The following is a 15,008-nucleotide window of genomic DNA, read 5'->3' as shown; positions in this document are numbered from 1 at the left end:
CTTAAGGTCACCCTGTTCTCGGCCAAGGAAACCGATTCTGAATGCGCAAGACCAAAAGACGCAATCCCTACTATACCGGCCCGGTGTCCGATCACTTCGACGGCACATACTTCTTCAATCCCGACGGTATTGAGCCCCTTGGTTTCCGCGATTTGCTGCGGTGGCAATTCGGTGGTGGCCGTGAGCGTTGGCCGAACTCGGTCCCAAGCCCATATGCGGCGGCCAAGCCCGATCCACGCGTCGACGGTGGCGATCTGCGGGTGACGATGGTTGGGCATGCGACCATGCTGGTGCAGGTCGCCGGGCTCAACATCCTCACCGACCCGGTGTGGTCGGAGCGCGTCAGCCCCTTCACTTTTGCCGGGCCAAAACGCGTCGTCCAACCGGGCATCGTATTCGATGATCTGCCGCCGATCGATCTCGTGCTGGTAACGCACAATCATTATGATCATCTCGATCTCGCAACGCTCAAGCGGCTGCATGCGAAGCATCGGCCGCGTGTGGTGACGCCACTCGGCAACGACACGATCATCCGCCGCGCCGTGCCCGCTCTACAGACAACAGTGATGGACTGGGGCGAGCGCATTGCGCACGCCGGAATCAGCATCGATGCGGAGCCTGCGCATCATTGGTCCGCCCGCGGCGGCACCGATCGCCGCATGGCGCTCTGGGCCTCGTTCGTTCTGTCGACTCCGGCCGGAAAGATCTATCACGTCGGCGATACGGGCTTTCACCACGGCATCAATTATAAAGCCGCACAGCAGAAGCATGGCGACTTTCGGCTGGCCATTCTACCCTTCGGCGCCTATGAGCCGCGATGGTTCATGCAAGGCCAGCACCAGAATCCGCAGGAGGCGGTGATCGGGATGACGCTGGCAAACGCCGCCTATGTGGCGGGGCATCACTTCGCGACGTTCCAACTGACGAACGAAGCGGTCGATGCGCCGACGAGGGCATTGCAAGATGCAATGCGCGCGCACGATATTCCCCCGGAACGGTTTCGGCCGCTCAGGGCCGGCGAGGTCTTCGATGTGCCGGCGGCCTGAAGCCCGTCGCATCAAGCCTGATTCATCTGACGCGTTTTAGCGGCGCATGAAGGCCTCGAAGGCGGCCCGGGCCTCGGCGCTTTTCAGACGGGCGGAGAAATGGCGAGCCTCTTCGTCGATGCGGGCGATGATTTCGTCCCTGTCGCCGCGGACGAGATCGCGGGCGATGCGCAGCGCCTGCGGCGGCTTGGCGGCAAGGCGGGCGGCGGTCGTCAGCGTCATGGCATCGACTTCACCGGGTTCGACCACCTTCCAGATGAGACCGGCCTCCTTTGCCTCCGCTGCGGAAAAGGCCTCTCCGGCCGCGAGCATGGCGAAGGCGCGCTGATGGCCCATCAGGCGCGGCGCAACCAGGCTGGAGCCCGCCTCCGGCACAAGCGCCAAATCGACGAAGGGGGTGCGGAACTGGCTGCGGCTCGAGGCGATCGTCAGATCGCAATGGAAGTGGATCGTCGTGCCGATGCCGATCGCCAGACCGTCGACGCCGGAGACCACCGGTTTTTCGGCCTTGACCAGCGCATAGAGGAAATCGAGGATTTCCTGCTCCAGGCCGCCGCCGCCGACCGCGGCGGCCAGGAAGTCGTTCAGATCATTGCCTGAGGAAAAGCAGCCCTCAGTGCCGAGAAAGGCTATGGCGCGGATGGCGGGATCGGCATCGGCCGCCTTCAGCGCATCGGCCATTGTCCGGTACATGGCGCGGGTGATGGCGTTCTTCTTCTCCGGCCGGTTGAAGCGGATGAGCTGGACGCCGGGATGGGCGGACGGCTGCTCGACGATGATGTAATCGGTCATGGAATCTCCTCAGAGGTCATGGGGTCGCCTCAGGCGAGCAGGATGCGGGCTGCGGCCAGGCTTGCCGCGCCATTGACCACGCGGTCGCCAAGGGCTGCGGTCTCGGCCAGCAGGTTTTCGGCGGCGAAGCGGCAGAGCGCGACGCGGCCCTCGCCCCTGCCGTCGCCGCTTTCGGCAAGAGCGCCCTTGGCGAGATAGCAGCCGGTGAGCACGAGGCCGAACAGGCGCTGATAGGGTGTCGCACCCGAGAGCGCCTCGGCCGCCTTGCCATCGGCCAGCATCTTCGTCAGCCAGGCGGTCGCCGCGTCGAGATCTGAAATCGCTGCGTCGAGCCTGACGGCGGTCTCGCCGAAACCATCGAGATTGGAGCGGCGGACGCTATCGGCAATCTCCTTCAATTCAGCGATGAAGCCCGTCACCTGATCGCCGCCCGAGAGCGGCAGCTTGCGGGTGACGAGGTCGATCGCCTGGATGCCGTTGGTGCCCTCGTAGATCGGCGCGATCCGGGCGTCGCGGAGATACCGCGCCGCACCGGTCTCCTCGATGAAGCCCATGCCGCCATGCACCTGAATGCCGAGCGAGGCGACGTCGACGCCGGCATCGGTGGAAAAGGACTTGGCGATCGGCGTCAGCAGCGCGGCGCGTTCCTGCCAGTGGCGGCTGGCATCGCCTGCCCGGTGGGACATGTCGATCGCATGGGCGCAGGCATAGGAAATGGCGCGCGACCCTTGGGTCAGCGCTTTCATCGTCAGCAGCATGCTGATGACATCGGGATGTTCGACGATCGGGCTCATACCGGGCCCGCTCCAGCCGGGCGCCTTGCCCTGGGTACGCTCCCTGGCATAGGCGAGCGCCTTCTGGGTGGCGGCCTCGGCGATCGCCACGCCCTGCATGCCGACGGCGAGACGGGCATTGTTCATCATCGTGAACATGCAGGCGAGCCCCTTGTTCTCCTCGCCGACCAGCCATCCGACAGCACCTTTTTCGTCGCCGAACCGGCCGTCGCCATAGATCATCGTGCAGGTCGGCGAGCCGTGGATGCCGAGCTTGTGCTCGAGCGAGTGGCAGAACAGATCGTTGCGGGGGCCAAGCGAGCCGTCGTCGTTCACCAGGAATTTCGGCACCAGAAAGAGCGAAATGCCGCGGGTGCCGGCCGGCGCATCCGGCAGGCGGGCCAGCACCAGATGAATGATATTGTCGGCCGCGTCATGCTCGCCCCAGGTGATGAAGATCTTCTGGCCGAAGAGGCGGTAGCTGCCGTCGGCGCGGCGCTCGGCGCGCGCCTTGAGGACGCCGAGATCGGAGCCGGCATGCGGTTCCGTCAGGTTCATGGTGCCGGTCCATTCGCCGGAGACCATCCTTGCCAGATATTTCTCCTTCAGCGCAGCGCTGCCATGGGCGCTGACGGCCTCGATGGCGCCCATCGTCAGCGTCGGGGCGAGCGCGAAGGCCATGGAACCGGAATTCCACATTTCCAGCGCCGCGACATTCAGCATATGCGGCAGAGCCTGGCCGCCGAAAGCTTCGGGCGCCGTCAGGCCGTTCCAGCCGCCTGATATCCAGTTGCGATAGAGATCGCGCCAACCGTCCGGCAGCCTGACCTCGCCGCCCTCCAGGCGCGCACCCTGGCGATCGCCGATATCGGCGAGAGGCGCCACTTCCTCTGTGGCAAAACGTCCCGCCTCAGAGAGGATGGCGTCGACCAGATCGTCGCCGAGATCGCCGAAAAACCCTTCTGAAATCGCCTCGCCCATGCCGGCTACATGCTTCAACGTGAACGCGATTTCTTCGACGGGCGCCTTGTACATGCTTTTTCCTCCGTGGGACCGGCCCACACCTTGGCAAAGCCCCTCCAAGGCAAGGGCTAATTGATTTTTACGTAAACGTCAATTTCGATTTCCCGGTCTGCCATGTGATAGTTTACCCTGCGTGACGCTTGGCTCTTGCAACCTTGCACAAATGAACGTCATGGAGAATCTCTAATGCATGACGCCCGGAAGTGTGCAGGATGCGGCGCGCTTTAAAGGAATGACATCGCCTTCGCAAAGGACCGGCGACCAATGGATACATTGCCCGTCAATATACCCGGCTTCGTCTGGGCCTATCGCTTCTCGCCGGATGAAAAGACGGCGGTGCGGCTGAACAACAGTGCGACGGTGGCGGAACTGACCGCAGACAACTGTTTCTACTGGCTGCACCTCAACCTTGTCGACGCTCGCGTGCCGGCCTTGCTCGAGACGCTCGACGGGCTGACGGAGGACGCGAGATCGGCGCTGACGACGCGTGACACGCATGCGACCATCACCGTCGACGAGCAGATGCTCTACGGCACGCTCGTCGATTGCCAGCGCGATTTCGCTCAGGATACCAACAATCTCGGCTGGCTGCATTTCGCCATGTCCGACCGCTTCATCATCACCACACGGCTGCAGCCGCTGCGCAGCGTCGAGCGGGCACGGGCGCTGATCGAGAAGAATCCGGGCAAATTCTCACGGCCGGTCGATCTCTTCGAACTGCTGGTGATCGAGTTTCAGCGCACGCTGATCGCGATTGTCATGGAACTTACCGAAGAACTGAACCAGATCGAGGATATCGTCTACGACAATGCGCCGCGCGACGAACGCCGGCGGCTGGCGCCGGTGCGTCGAACCGTAGTGAGATTACATCGGCATCTGCGCACGGTGCTGGCGCTGATGCGCCGCGCAGCGGCGGCCGACGAGGACGAGATGCCCTTCGGCTTCGACGACGTGGCGCGGCGGCTGACGAGCCGGCTGGAAACGGTCGACCACGATATCTATGCGCTGCAGGATAGGGCGCGCCTGCTGCACGAAGAAATCGACTCGAAACAATCCTCCGAGACCAACCGCCACCTCTATCTGCTGTCGATCATGACCGCCTTCCTGCTGCCGCCGACGCTGGTGACCGGTTTCTTCGGCATGAACACCGCCAACCTGCCCTTCGCCGTCGGCGACTACGGCACCGAATACGCCGTCGCCCTCATCGTCGCCTCGATTGCCTTTGCCTGGTGGCTGCTGCGGCGGGTGGATATTCTTTGAGGGTGAGAGTGCTGGGGCTTTTCCGTGGCTATTCCAGCAAACCTCAAGGTGCTTGCCGCAGAGCTTCCCCCATTCTCCATCATCCTCGGCCTTGAGCCGAGGATGATGGAGAATGAGGTGACGTCCCGGCCAAACTCACCGTCGGCACAACGCCATTGCGCGGCGCTGCGCGTACCCCACCTCATCCGGAACGGTTCTTGCACGGTTACTAATGTATTCACCGTGGGGAGACCTAATGTCATGAAATGGTGCACATCCGGAGAGTTTGCCCCTCTGATGCTCGTTGTGAGTGGGCCGGAAAAATACAAGCTTGTTGCAACTCTCGGGCAGGCCGCCGAGATGCTGACGGTCTGCTGGCCGATCGACGATGGAGATGAATATCTTATTGCGATCAGGGCGTGCCGGGAGGCAATTCATGGAGAAATTCCGGCTCAGGACGCGCGAGCAGCGCTTATCCGCGCCGCCGACGAAGCTGGGATTTCGGTGATCACCGTCGTTCACTGAGTTTCGCGGCTGCGGCGGGTGAATATTCTCTGAGGGTAAAGATTTGGGGTTCTGAGAGTGGCGTTGCCCCTTATCCGCCTGCCGGCACCGTCTCCGTCCCTTGCTGGCGTTTCGCAGGGCACGTCGCCTCGCCCCGTTTTACGGGGGAGAGGGTGAGGGACAAATGCGTCGCCTTAATAAGGCGAATAGCATTGCTGGCGCGGGCCGTTATAGGGCTGGAAGGTGTTGTCGTAAGCCCGATAGGACCGGTAGCGATTGGCGCACCAGGCGACGTGAGCCGAACCCATGCTGGGCGCGGGCTCGACGTAACGCGGAGCGGCGATGGCGCCGCCGATGACTGCGCCGGCGCCGAAGGCGGCGAGCGGATACCAGTAGCCGTTATAATGACGGTAGCCCGGGCGATAATAAGAATATCCGCGATAGCCGCCGTAATAGCCGGGCCGGTAGTAGGCGCCAGGGCGATAGTAGGCGCCGGGGCGATAGCCGGGCCGGTAATAATCGCCGCGATAGTAGCGGCGGTACTGAACGTTCTCGACGGCGGAGGATTTTTCCACCTGCGGGGCGGTGGGTATCTGGATTGCCTGCGACGGCACGAAACCTGTCAGAAGGACTGCGGCAGCGAGAATTGCTGTCGCGATCTTATTTCTCAGCCCGATCATTTCTCTCTCCCATTCAAACAGCGAGCACCGCCTGCCCAGCAACGCTTTCGCGCCCGAATGGTTCCGAAAGAGGCCGGCCCCGGCTGCTTTCCCTTTTAGAGAAATCGAACTGAACCGGAGATTAACCGGAAACGCCTCAAGCAATTTGTTTCATGGAGGGCGTCATCCCGGAACCGCTGCACAGTTCCGGGCGACATGGATTCTTTCTTCGATGCATGTCGTTATCCTGGAACCGCTGCACACTTCCAGGCGACATGGATTCTTTCTTCGATGCATGTCGTTATCCCGGAACCGCTGCACACTTCCAGGCGACATAGATTCTTTCTTACATGCATGTCGTTATCCTGGAACCGCTGAACACTTCCAGGCGACATGCATCAATCAGGCGACGGCGGAGATTTTCGCCTGGTCGCCCTGCAGGCGGTTCACCATGAAGTTCGAATACCATTCGAGGAACTGCATGACGCCGCCCTCATGCAGCGAGGAATAAGGGCCGGGCTCATAGGCCGGCGAGTGAATGCCGAAAGCATTTTCCTCGACGATGCGGCGATCCTGGTCGTTGGTCTCGGTCCAGACGTGGGTCAGTTCCTCGAGATTGTAATCCACGCCTTCGACGGCGTCCTTGTGGACGAGCCACTTGGTGGTCACCGCCGTCTCGTTGGCGCTGAGCGGCAACACCCGGAAGGAGATGGCGTGGTCGCCCAGCAGGTGGTTCCACGTCGTCGGATAGTGGAAGAGCAGCATGGTGCCGATATGGCTGATCGAGATATCGTCGGCGAGCGGGCGCTTGACGGCGCGCTTGCCCGACATGGTGTAGCTTTCGGCATCTTCGATCAGCGGCATGCGGGCGGTGCGGAACTGACCGTCCGGCGAAATCTGGAACTTGCTCGGCAGGCCGGCAGCCTCGCAGCGCGCCCAATGGCCGGCGATCTCCGGATCGTCGGCGCCGCCATCCGTGCCGGTGACGCTCGGGGCTTCGGGATAGGTGCGGCAGAGCTCGGGGTGGTTGGCGGCGCAGTGATAACACTCGCGGTTATTTTCCCAGACGAGCTTCCAGTTGCCCTTCTCGATGATCGTGCTCTGGAAGGCGACCTTGCTCTCGCTGATCCGGTGCGGCGCGACATAGGGCTCGATCTTGTCGCGCACCGGCTGGAAGTCCGGAGCGGTATTGGCAAGGCAGATGAACACATAGCCTGCGACGACTTCGCAATGGACGGGTTTCAGGTTGAAGCCCGTCTTGTCGAAATCATCGCCCATATGGCGGGCGAAGGCGAGCTTGCCTTCAAGATCGTAGGTCCACTGGTGATAGGGGCAGACGAGGCGCACGGAGGAGCCGTGCTCCTTGGTGCAGACGCGCGAGCCGCGATGACGACAGCTATTGTGGAAGGCGCGGATGACATTGTCTTTGCCGCGGACGATGACGACGGGATAGCTGCCGATCTGGACGGTGAAATAGGCGCCGGCCTTCGGCAGTTCGCAATCATGGCCGATAAACAGCCAGTCGCGATAATAGATCATCTCCATGTCGAGCTGGAAATAATCCTCGTCGATATAGAACGGCCGTTCGAGGCTGAAGCCTTCCCGGCGGTTCTTGAGCTGCCGCAAAACGTTGCTGCGAATATCCATCTTCATGTCCTCGTGCACCCGGTTGCCGCCTTACGCTGAAGGCCGGCGGAAGCGCGCCCGCTTCCTTCTCCTTCGAGAGAATTGTTCATGGCGGTCATTTAATCACCTGAGCCCATTTAATCATCTGGGTTGTCTGCCGCTTGGTTGTAATGCGACATCGGCTTCGAAATTGACGACAGGATGCAAGCAGCCCGTCCGGAGCGATCGCATCACCCGACTCCGCAGGCCATTATCGTCAATTGCGACATGGCGTAAAGACCCGATCCGCAAAGAGCGAGGCGGCCAGACGGCCACGATCATCGCATTTGCGACATCGGCGGACATCGACCCTCCATGCAGGCGGCCGCTGGCGCCGTTTTAACACGGCCTTAAGCATACGCTCCTATCCTGCTGACGATCCGAGACCGACGAAGCACGCGAACCATGGCCAAACTCCGGTATTTCGACGCGAAAGAAACGAGCAGATCGCAGGAGCCGCAGCTGGTTGCCGCGCATTCCGAATTCCTGCGCACCGGCCGCATTCCCCGCGAACGGCGGCACTGGCTGGCCGAGGAAAAGCGCTATCTCACCCATGACGAGGTCGCCGCCAAAACCGGACGCAAACTGCAGGTGGCCGGCGAGAAGACGCATCAGCACATCAACGGCTTTCACCACTCGATCCAGTTTCCGAAGATGATCTTCCACCGGACGCTGGAGGACAGCCCGCATCTCGGCTATTGCCACGTCACCGCAGCACGGACGAAGTTCGCCCATTACGAAGAGGTCAGCTGGGCCTTCTATATCGCCAATTTTTATTCCGATATCGGCGAGAACGACAACTTCTTCGAACGAATCGATGTCGGCTATTCCCGCATGTATTTCGCTGTCGCGATCAAGCCGGGTGAGAACTCCGTGGAAAAAATGACCATCGACCGGTCGGTGCGCGGCAACGGGCTGCTCTTCCGCACCCACGATCCGCAGGCAGCGATCCGCAACATCCTGCTGCTCGGCGCCCGCAACGAACAGCTGCGCGAAATCATCCGCCAATTGTGAACAAACAAGGCGATTGATCGCGGGCGACGGAAAGCCTAATGACTGCCGGAACCAGACACGGGCAGCATATGGCACGCATCATCGACATAGAGGCAGACAGGCAGGCAGCGCTCGAAGCCGCCTCAGCCGCACTCGCCGACGGCTTTGCCATCGCCATTCCGACCGAGACCGTCTACGGCCTTGCCGCCGACGCCACCAATCCGGCGGCGATCACCCGCATCTACGAGACCAAGGGCCGGCCGCGCTTCAACCCGCTGATCTGCCATATGGCCGATCTTGCGATGGCAGAGGAACATGCCGAATTCGATCCCGTGTCGCGGGCGCTCGCCGCAGCCTTCTGGCCCGGCCCGCTGACGCTGGTGCTGCCGCTGAAGCCCGAAAGCCCGATCCATTCGCTGGCGACCGCCGGGCTCGACAGCGTCGGCATCCGTGTGCCGAAGGGTTTTGCGGGTGCCCTGATCGGCGCCTTCGGGCGGCCGCTCGCAGCCCCCAGCGCCAATACGTCGGGCGCGATCAGCGCCACGAGTGCCGCCCATGTCGAGGCCGATCTCGGGGCGAAGGTCCCGTTGATCCTCGATGCGGGGCCCAGCGCCGTCGGCGTCGAATCGACGATCGTCAAGGTGGAGGGCGACCGGCTGAGACTGCTTCGGCCCGGCGGCCTGGCGGCACGCGAGATCGAGCGCGTCGCAGGCAGGCCGCTGCTCAGGGCGAAGACGGCATCGGCGGCCATCGAGGCGCCGGGTATGCTCGCCTCGCATTATGCGCCGGGCGCCGCCGTGCGTCTCAATGCGCGCACCGTCGAACCCGGCGAAGCGCTGATCGGCTTCGGCAGTGCCGCGGTCTCCGGCGCGGAGGCTGCGCGGATCGTTCTCGATCTCAGCCCGCGCGGCGACCTCGCCGAGGCGGCTGCCAATCTTTTCGACTATATGAAGCGGGCCGATGCCAGCGGGGCATCGAGCATCGCCTTTTCGCCCATTCCCGAAGAGGGGCTCGGCGAAGCGATCAACGATCGCCTGCAGCGGGCAGCCGCACCCCGCGACTGACAGACCTTATAGGACGCGAGAGAGGATCGATCTGATGAGCAGCCCCGGCATTTCCCCCGATCTTCTCGCCCGCTTCGCCGCCATCGTCGGCGACAAATACGCGCTTCGGGGCGAGGCCGATCTTGCGCCGCATCTGATCGAAAACCGCGGCCTCTATCATGGCTCCTCCCCTCTGCTGCTGAAACCCGGCTCGGTCGAGGAAGTCTCCGATATCATGAAGCTTGCGACGGAGACCGGAACGGCGATCGTGCCGCAGACCGGCAATACCGGCCTCGTCGGCGGCCAGACGCCGCGCGCCGGCAAGGCCGATATCATCCTGTCGCTCGAGCGCATGAACAGAATCCGCGATGTCGATCCGGTGGCCAACGTCCTGGTCGCCGATGGCGGCGCCATTCTGGCCGAAGTGCAGAAGGCGGCCGAGGCGCATGGGCGGCTGTTTCCGCTGTCGCTCGGCTCGGAGGGCTCCTGCCGCATCGGCGGCAATCTTTCCACCAATGCCGGCGGCACGGCCGTATTGGCCTATGGCAATATGCGCCAGCTCTGTCTCGGCCTTGAAGTGGTGCTGCCGACCGGCGAGATCTGGGACGGACTGCGCCGCCTGAAGAAGGATAATACCGGCTATGACCTGCGCGACCTCTTCATCGGTGCGGAAGGCACGCTCGGCATCATCACCGGCGCGGTGCTGAAGCTGTTTCCGCAGCCACTCGGCCATCAGGTGGCATTCGCCGGCGTGAATTCGGTCGAGGATGCGCTCGGCCTCTTCAACCTTGCCGCCAGTCTCTGCGGCGCCTCTCTTACCGGTTTCGAGCTGATGCCGCGTTTCGGCGTCGAGATCACCACCCGCCACATCGACGGCGTGCGCGATCCCTTGGACACGGCCTATCCCTGGTACGTGCTGATCGACATTTCGACGTCCGACTCGGCCGAGACGGCGGAGCGGATGATGAACGGCGTGCTCGAACAGGGTTTTGAGGCCGGGCTGGTGCTGGATGCCGCAATTGCCGCCTCGGTCGCGCAGCAGAAGGCGATCTGGCACATGCGCGAGAGCATGTCGGATGCCCAGAAGCCCGAAGGCGGGTCGATCAAGCACGATGTTTCCGTGCCGGTGTCGCGGATCCCGCATTTCATGGCCGAGGCCGAAGAAGCGGTCATGGCGGCGATGCCGGGCGCCCGCATCTGCGCCTTCGGCCATATGGGCGATGGCAATATCCATTACAATATTTCCCAGCCGGTCGGCGCCGACAAGGCCGCCTTCATCGCCCGCTGGCGCGAAATGAACCATATCGTCCACGGGCTGGTGCTGGCGCAGGGCGGCTCGATCTCGGCCGAACACGGCATCGGCCAGCTGAAGCGCGACGAACTGGCGGCAATCCGTCCGGCGATCGAAATCGACCTGATGCGCCGCATCAAACGCGCCTTCGATCCGGCTGATATCATGAACCCGGGGAAGGTTGTCAGCCTCGAAGGGTGAGGTTGACGAATGGGGTTTGCCCCTTATCCGGCGATTGGCAATGCGGCGGGGCGTCGTCGTGCGGCCGCTGGAAAGGGCTTTCCTCTCCTCCCTCATTCCTGCGCTCGCTAGGGGCAACCGTCAGCGCCAATCATTGCGCACTTCCGCCGGACCCACCTTAAGCCTGCTGCGTGCCGCCGCCGGTCAGGATCTGCAGCGCCGGCGATTGCTGGGTGCTGTTCTGGACGTCGTACATGGCGGTGAACCGGCGCAGCAGCTTGTCGACCTTCTTCGGATCCTGGAGATCCTCGAGCTTGACGAAGCGGTTGATGAGGTCGGCCTGCTTGGCGACGTCCATGCCCGACATCTGCGACGGCAGGCTGTAGGCAGTTGTGATCACCTGATAAAGCGCCCTGTCGCCGAGGATCGAATAGATCGAGGTGATGCTCGGGGCCTTGCGGCTGAAATAGAGCGCCAGGCGGACGCCGTCATTGCTTTCACCCTGCTGCGTTTCCATCGTCTGCTGGACATAGAGCTGCTGGGTACGGTCTTCCGCCGCCTTGTTCTGGATGGTGCCCATCTTGGCACGAGTCAGATTGCCGTCCTTGTCGAAGTTGAAGGCGGCGACGATATCCTTGAAGCGCGCATCGGCCTTGGTGTTGAGGTAGCTCTTCTTGTCGTCGGGATCGGAGGTGAAGATCTTCTTCAGCGTCGCCTTGTCGTAATCCTTCGGATCGAGATTATTCGCCTTCAGAACAAGATCGGTCAGGCGGCTGTCGTCGAGGAAATCGTCGAGCGACTTCACCTTCGCCATGCCCTTGGCGAAATAGTTGACTTCGGTCGTCGCGTCCTTGGATGCCTTGTCCTTCACCGGGCCGGCCTTCAGCAGCATGGTCACATGCGCCTTGTAGTCGGTGGCGTATTTGGCCATTGTCGCGTCGGGCAGCGCCTGGAAGGGGGCGGCCGCCTTGCCGTCAGGACCGAAATTGAAGGCGCGGGCGAGATTGGTAATGCGCTCGTCCTTCAGCGAGGCGATATAACCCTTCGGGTCGTAGGCATCGCTCGTCAGGATCTTGCGCATCATCGAGCGCGATACTTCCTGGTCCGTCAGGCCGAAGGCCTGTAGCGCCACATGATAGGGATCCGGCAGGTTGTCGTTGCTCTTGCTGAAATCGGCCGTCTTATTGGTGCGCATGAAGTCGTTGACGGTCTTGATGTCGGAAAAGTTCAACAGGCTGCTGCTGTCGGCCATCATCTTCGAATAATTGGAGGCGACCTCGTCAATCGCCTCGTCGCGCTCGTCGTCGTAGCGCGCCATATAATTGTCGTTGGTGGTCTGCGCCTGATCGGCCGTCTGGACCGAGCTTACCACCGGCAGCGATCCATCGGCGGCAAAATTGAAATCGGCGTTGAGATCGGCGTGGCCGGCAGCGGCGGCCGCAGTCGCATCGGTCAGGATGCTCTTCAGATCGGCGTTCGAAATGCCCGTCGGCAGATTATAGGTGCTCTTCAGGAAATTGGTGATCGCGTCGTCGGCGAGAAGATCGTCGACATTGCCGATCGTCGACATCCGCGCCGAATAATCGTCCGTGCGGGTGCTGGCGGCAAACTTCGTGTCGCGGATCTGGGTGGCCGTCTGCGCGGCCATGCCGTCCTTGAGCGTGCCGTCCGCCTTGAAGTTGAAGGCGGCGGCAACGTCGGCATAGGTGCCGGTGCCGCTCTGGTCGGTGAGGATCGCGCGAAGATTGACGTCGGTGACGGTGGACGGGATACCGAAAGCGTTGCGCACGAAATTGTTCAGCCTGCTGTCCGTCAGCAACTGATCGACATTCGAGATGCCGGCGATCGTCGCCTGGTAATAGACGGCGGCATCGTCGGCCTTGCCTGCAGTGCTGGCGCTTTGCGCAGCCGTCTGGGAGGCGTAAAGGGTCGCGACCGATCCGTCCGCCTTGAAATTGAAGAGATCGTGGACGTCGCTGTAGCCCTGAGCGCTGGCCGCGGTGCGATCGACGAGGAAGGTCCTCAGCGTCGCATCGGAGACGCTGTCTGCAACCTGCATGCTGGTTCTGAGATAGCTGACCGCCACGGGATCGGACATGATGTCGTCGACACTGGTGACACTGCCGATCATGCTGTTGAAATGCGCTGCGTTCGCCGCCGACTTGTCGGTGGTCGACTTGCGCTGAGCCGCAGTCTGGATCGCCGAACCGTTGATCGAACCGTCCGCATTGAAGTTGAAGTCGGCATTGAGATCGGCGTGGCCCTGGGCCGCGGCATAGGTCGAATCGGTCAGGATATTCTTCAGGTCGGCATTGCTGAAACTCGTGCCGAGGCCATAGGCATCCTTGATGTAGCGCGCCATGACGCTATCGGCCAGCAGATCGTCGACATTGGTGATGGCGCTCGACTGCGAGGTCACCGAATAATAGTTGGTCGTGCTCGATGCAGCCGATTTCAGTTTATTCGCCTGGTCGACCGACTGGACGCGCGCCGTGCTGGAGGTCGATCCGTCAGCCTTGAAGTTGAAAGCATTGTAGACATTGGTAAAACCCATCAGCTGGGCATAGCCCGGATCGGTCAGCACCGTGCGCAGCGCTGCGGCGGTGAAGTCGGCGCCCATGCTGTAGGCCGTCGTGATGTAGGAGGTCAGGCGTTTGTCGGCGACCAGATCGTCGACATTGGTGATCGTGCCGATCTTCGCCGTGTAATAGGCCTTGTTATATTCGGCCGCCGTCGCGCCGACATAGTAGACATCCGAACCGACCGAATTGTCGATGATGACCGACTGGGAATTCAGCGTATAGGTCTCGATGACCGAGGCCTTCTGCGCGGCGGTCTGCGCCGTGCCGGTGACGGTGCCGTCGGCATTGAAGCTGAACTGGGCGGCAAGCGCCTTGTATTTGTCGCCGCCTTGCGTGTTGACGACGCTCGAGGGGTCGTTGATATCGCTCGTCAGCACCTGGCGCAGAAAGTCCTTCGACGCATAGGTGGGATCGATGTTGAACGTCTTCAGCACATAGGTGCGCAGCCGGGTATTGTTGACCAGATCATCGACCGTCTGCACGCTGTCGATATTATTGCTGTAATAGGTGCTCTCGGCGCTCGCCGCCTTGTCGGCATCGGCGAAGGACTGCTTGTAGAGGCCGATCATGTCGTCCTCCTGCGCGTCCGTCTGCACGTCCTTGGCAGGCGCATTGAAATTGAAGGCGGCGGCGAATTCGCGGTAGCGCGTATCGGAAAGCTTGTTGGCGTAGCTGTTGGGGTCGGTCAGATCGCTTTCCAGCACCTTCTTCATGAAGGCTTTGGCGTAGGTCATGTCCTCGAGGCCATAGGCCTTCATCGCATAGCTGTAGAGCTTGTAGTCGCCGAGGAAGTCGTCGACGTCTTTGACCTTGTTGATATGGTCGGCGTAATACTGGGCATCCTTCTTGACCGTCGCCTGAGACGCAACCTTGTTGAGGCTGGACGTCATATCCTTCGACAGGATCGTGTAAGCGAGGGAAGCCGTGATCATGAATAGCGCCCTTTTCGGCAAAATCTCTAAAAGAACGACGAACTGCTGGTAAGCCCATTTTGCCATGGAAAGCTTACCTGAGGCTTACCTCAGGATGCATCATTTCCGCACAGCACACCGTTCACCTTCCGGAAACCCTGCCGGATTCGGTTTTGATAACCATCAGAGGAGGCAAAGTTTTCTTAACCGCAATTTTTAAGCTGTACGGAAGGGCGGGCCCCTATTGTCGGCCATAGAGGACGAAAAGTCCCAAGGAGAAGACCGGAAATCGGCTCTCAGGTAAGAC

The 15,008-nt window shown here is 61.7% G+C and carries 11 protein-coding genes; 6 read left to right on the top strand and 5 right to left on the bottom strand.

Annotated elements, in window-relative coordinates; genetic code table 11:
* Positions 1–41 precede the first annotated feature (41 nt).
* Complete coding sequence (locus RHEC894_RS04565) at positions 42–1,046, top strand: MBL fold metallo-hydrolase (protein WP_085736424.1); 1,005 nt, start codon at positions 42–44, stop codon at positions 1,044–1,046.
* A 36-nt stretch (positions 1,047–1,082) separates the two neighbouring features.
* Here the strand turns inward: RHEC894_RS04565 and RHEC894_RS04560 are convergent, their stop codons facing one another.
* Together RHEC894_RS04560 and RHEC894_RS04555 are read right to left on the bottom strand one after the other, a co-directional pair.
* Positions 1,083–1,838, bottom strand: coding sequence for a crotonase/enoyl-CoA hydratase family protein (locus RHEC894_RS04560; protein ID WP_010065822.1), 756 nt, complete (start codon positions 1,836–1,838; stop codon positions 1,083–1,085).
* 29 nt (positions 1,839–1,867) lie between these two features.
* Positions 1,868–3,646 carry an acyl-CoA dehydrogenase gene (locus RHEC894_RS04555; RefSeq protein ID WP_085736423.1) on the bottom strand — a complete coding sequence of 593 codons (1,779 nt, stop codon included), beginning with the start codon at positions 3,644–3,646 and terminating at the stop codon, positions 1,868–1,870.
* A 252-nt stretch (positions 3,647–3,898) separates the two neighbouring features.
* Here RHEC894_RS04555 and RHEC894_RS04550 point away from each other — a divergent pair, with 252 nt between their 5' ends.
* On the top strand, positions 3,899–4,894 hold the full coding sequence (locus RHEC894_RS04550; RefSeq protein ID WP_085736422.1) for a transporter: 996 nt from the start codon (positions 3,899–3,901) through the stop codon (positions 4,892–4,894).
* Between the two features lie 240 nt (positions 4,895–5,134).
* The gene (locus tag RHEC894_RS04545; protein WP_085736421.1) at positions 5,135–5,398 is read left to right on the top strand and encodes a DUF982 domain-containing protein; all 264 of its coding nucleotides are present in this window, start codon (positions 5,135–5,137) and stop codon (positions 5,396–5,398) included.
* A gap of 173 nt (positions 5,399–5,571) precedes the next feature.
* Here RHEC894_RS04545 and RHEC894_RS04540 read toward each other — a convergent pair whose 3' ends face one another.
* Both RHEC894_RS04540 and RHEC894_RS04535 read right to left on the bottom strand, forming a co-directional pair.
* Positions 5,572–6,057, bottom strand: a complete 486-nt coding sequence (locus tag RHEC894_RS04540) for a BA14K family protein (RefSeq protein WP_085736420.1) — start codon at positions 6,055–6,057, stop codon at positions 5,572–5,574.
* A gap of 381 nt (positions 6,058–6,438) precedes the next feature.
* Positions 6,439–7,683, bottom strand: a complete 1,245-nt coding sequence (locus RHEC894_RS04535; protein WP_010069637.1) for an aromatic ring-hydroxylating dioxygenase subunit alpha — start codon at positions 7,681–7,683, stop codon at positions 6,439–6,441.
* Between the two features lie 423 nt (positions 7,684–8,106).
* Here RHEC894_RS04535 and RHEC894_RS04525 point away from each other — a divergent pair, with 423 nt between their 5' ends.
* From RHEC894_RS04525 to RHEC894_RS04515, 3 genes are all read left to right on the top strand, one after another.
* Entirely contained in the window at positions 8,107–8,715 is a 609-nt protein-coding gene (locus tag RHEC894_RS04525) for a DUF6656 family protein (protein WP_010069636.1), read from the top strand.
* A 68-nt stretch (positions 8,716–8,783) separates the two neighbouring features.
* On the top strand, positions 8,784–9,758 hold the full coding sequence (locus tag RHEC894_RS04520; protein ID WP_085736419.1) for an L-threonylcarbamoyladenylate synthase: 975 nt from the start codon (positions 8,784–8,786) through the stop codon (positions 9,756–9,758).
* A 34-nt stretch (positions 9,759–9,792) separates the two neighbouring features.
* Entirely contained in the window at positions 9,793–11,229 is a 1,437-nt protein-coding gene (locus tag RHEC894_RS04515) for an FAD-binding oxidoreductase (RefSeq protein WP_085736418.1), read from the top strand.
* 157 nt (positions 11,230–11,386) lie between these two features.
* Here the strand turns inward: RHEC894_RS04515 and RHEC894_RS04510 are convergent, their stop codons facing one another.
* Positions 11,387–14,722 carry a DUF1217 domain-containing protein gene (locus RHEC894_RS04510; RefSeq protein WP_085736417.1) on the bottom strand — a complete coding sequence of 1,112 codons (3,336 nt, stop codon included), beginning with the start codon at positions 14,720–14,722 and terminating at the stop codon, positions 11,387–11,389.
* Positions 14,723–15,008: the final 286 nt, after the last annotated feature.

The sequence above is a fragment of the Rhizobium sp. CIAT894 genome, assembly GCF_000172795.2.
GTDB lineage: Bacteria > Pseudomonadota > Alphaproteobacteria > Rhizobiales > Rhizobiaceae > Rhizobium.
Note: the sequence above shows the minus strand (reverse complement) of the source record. Positions and strands in the feature narration are given on the sequence as shown.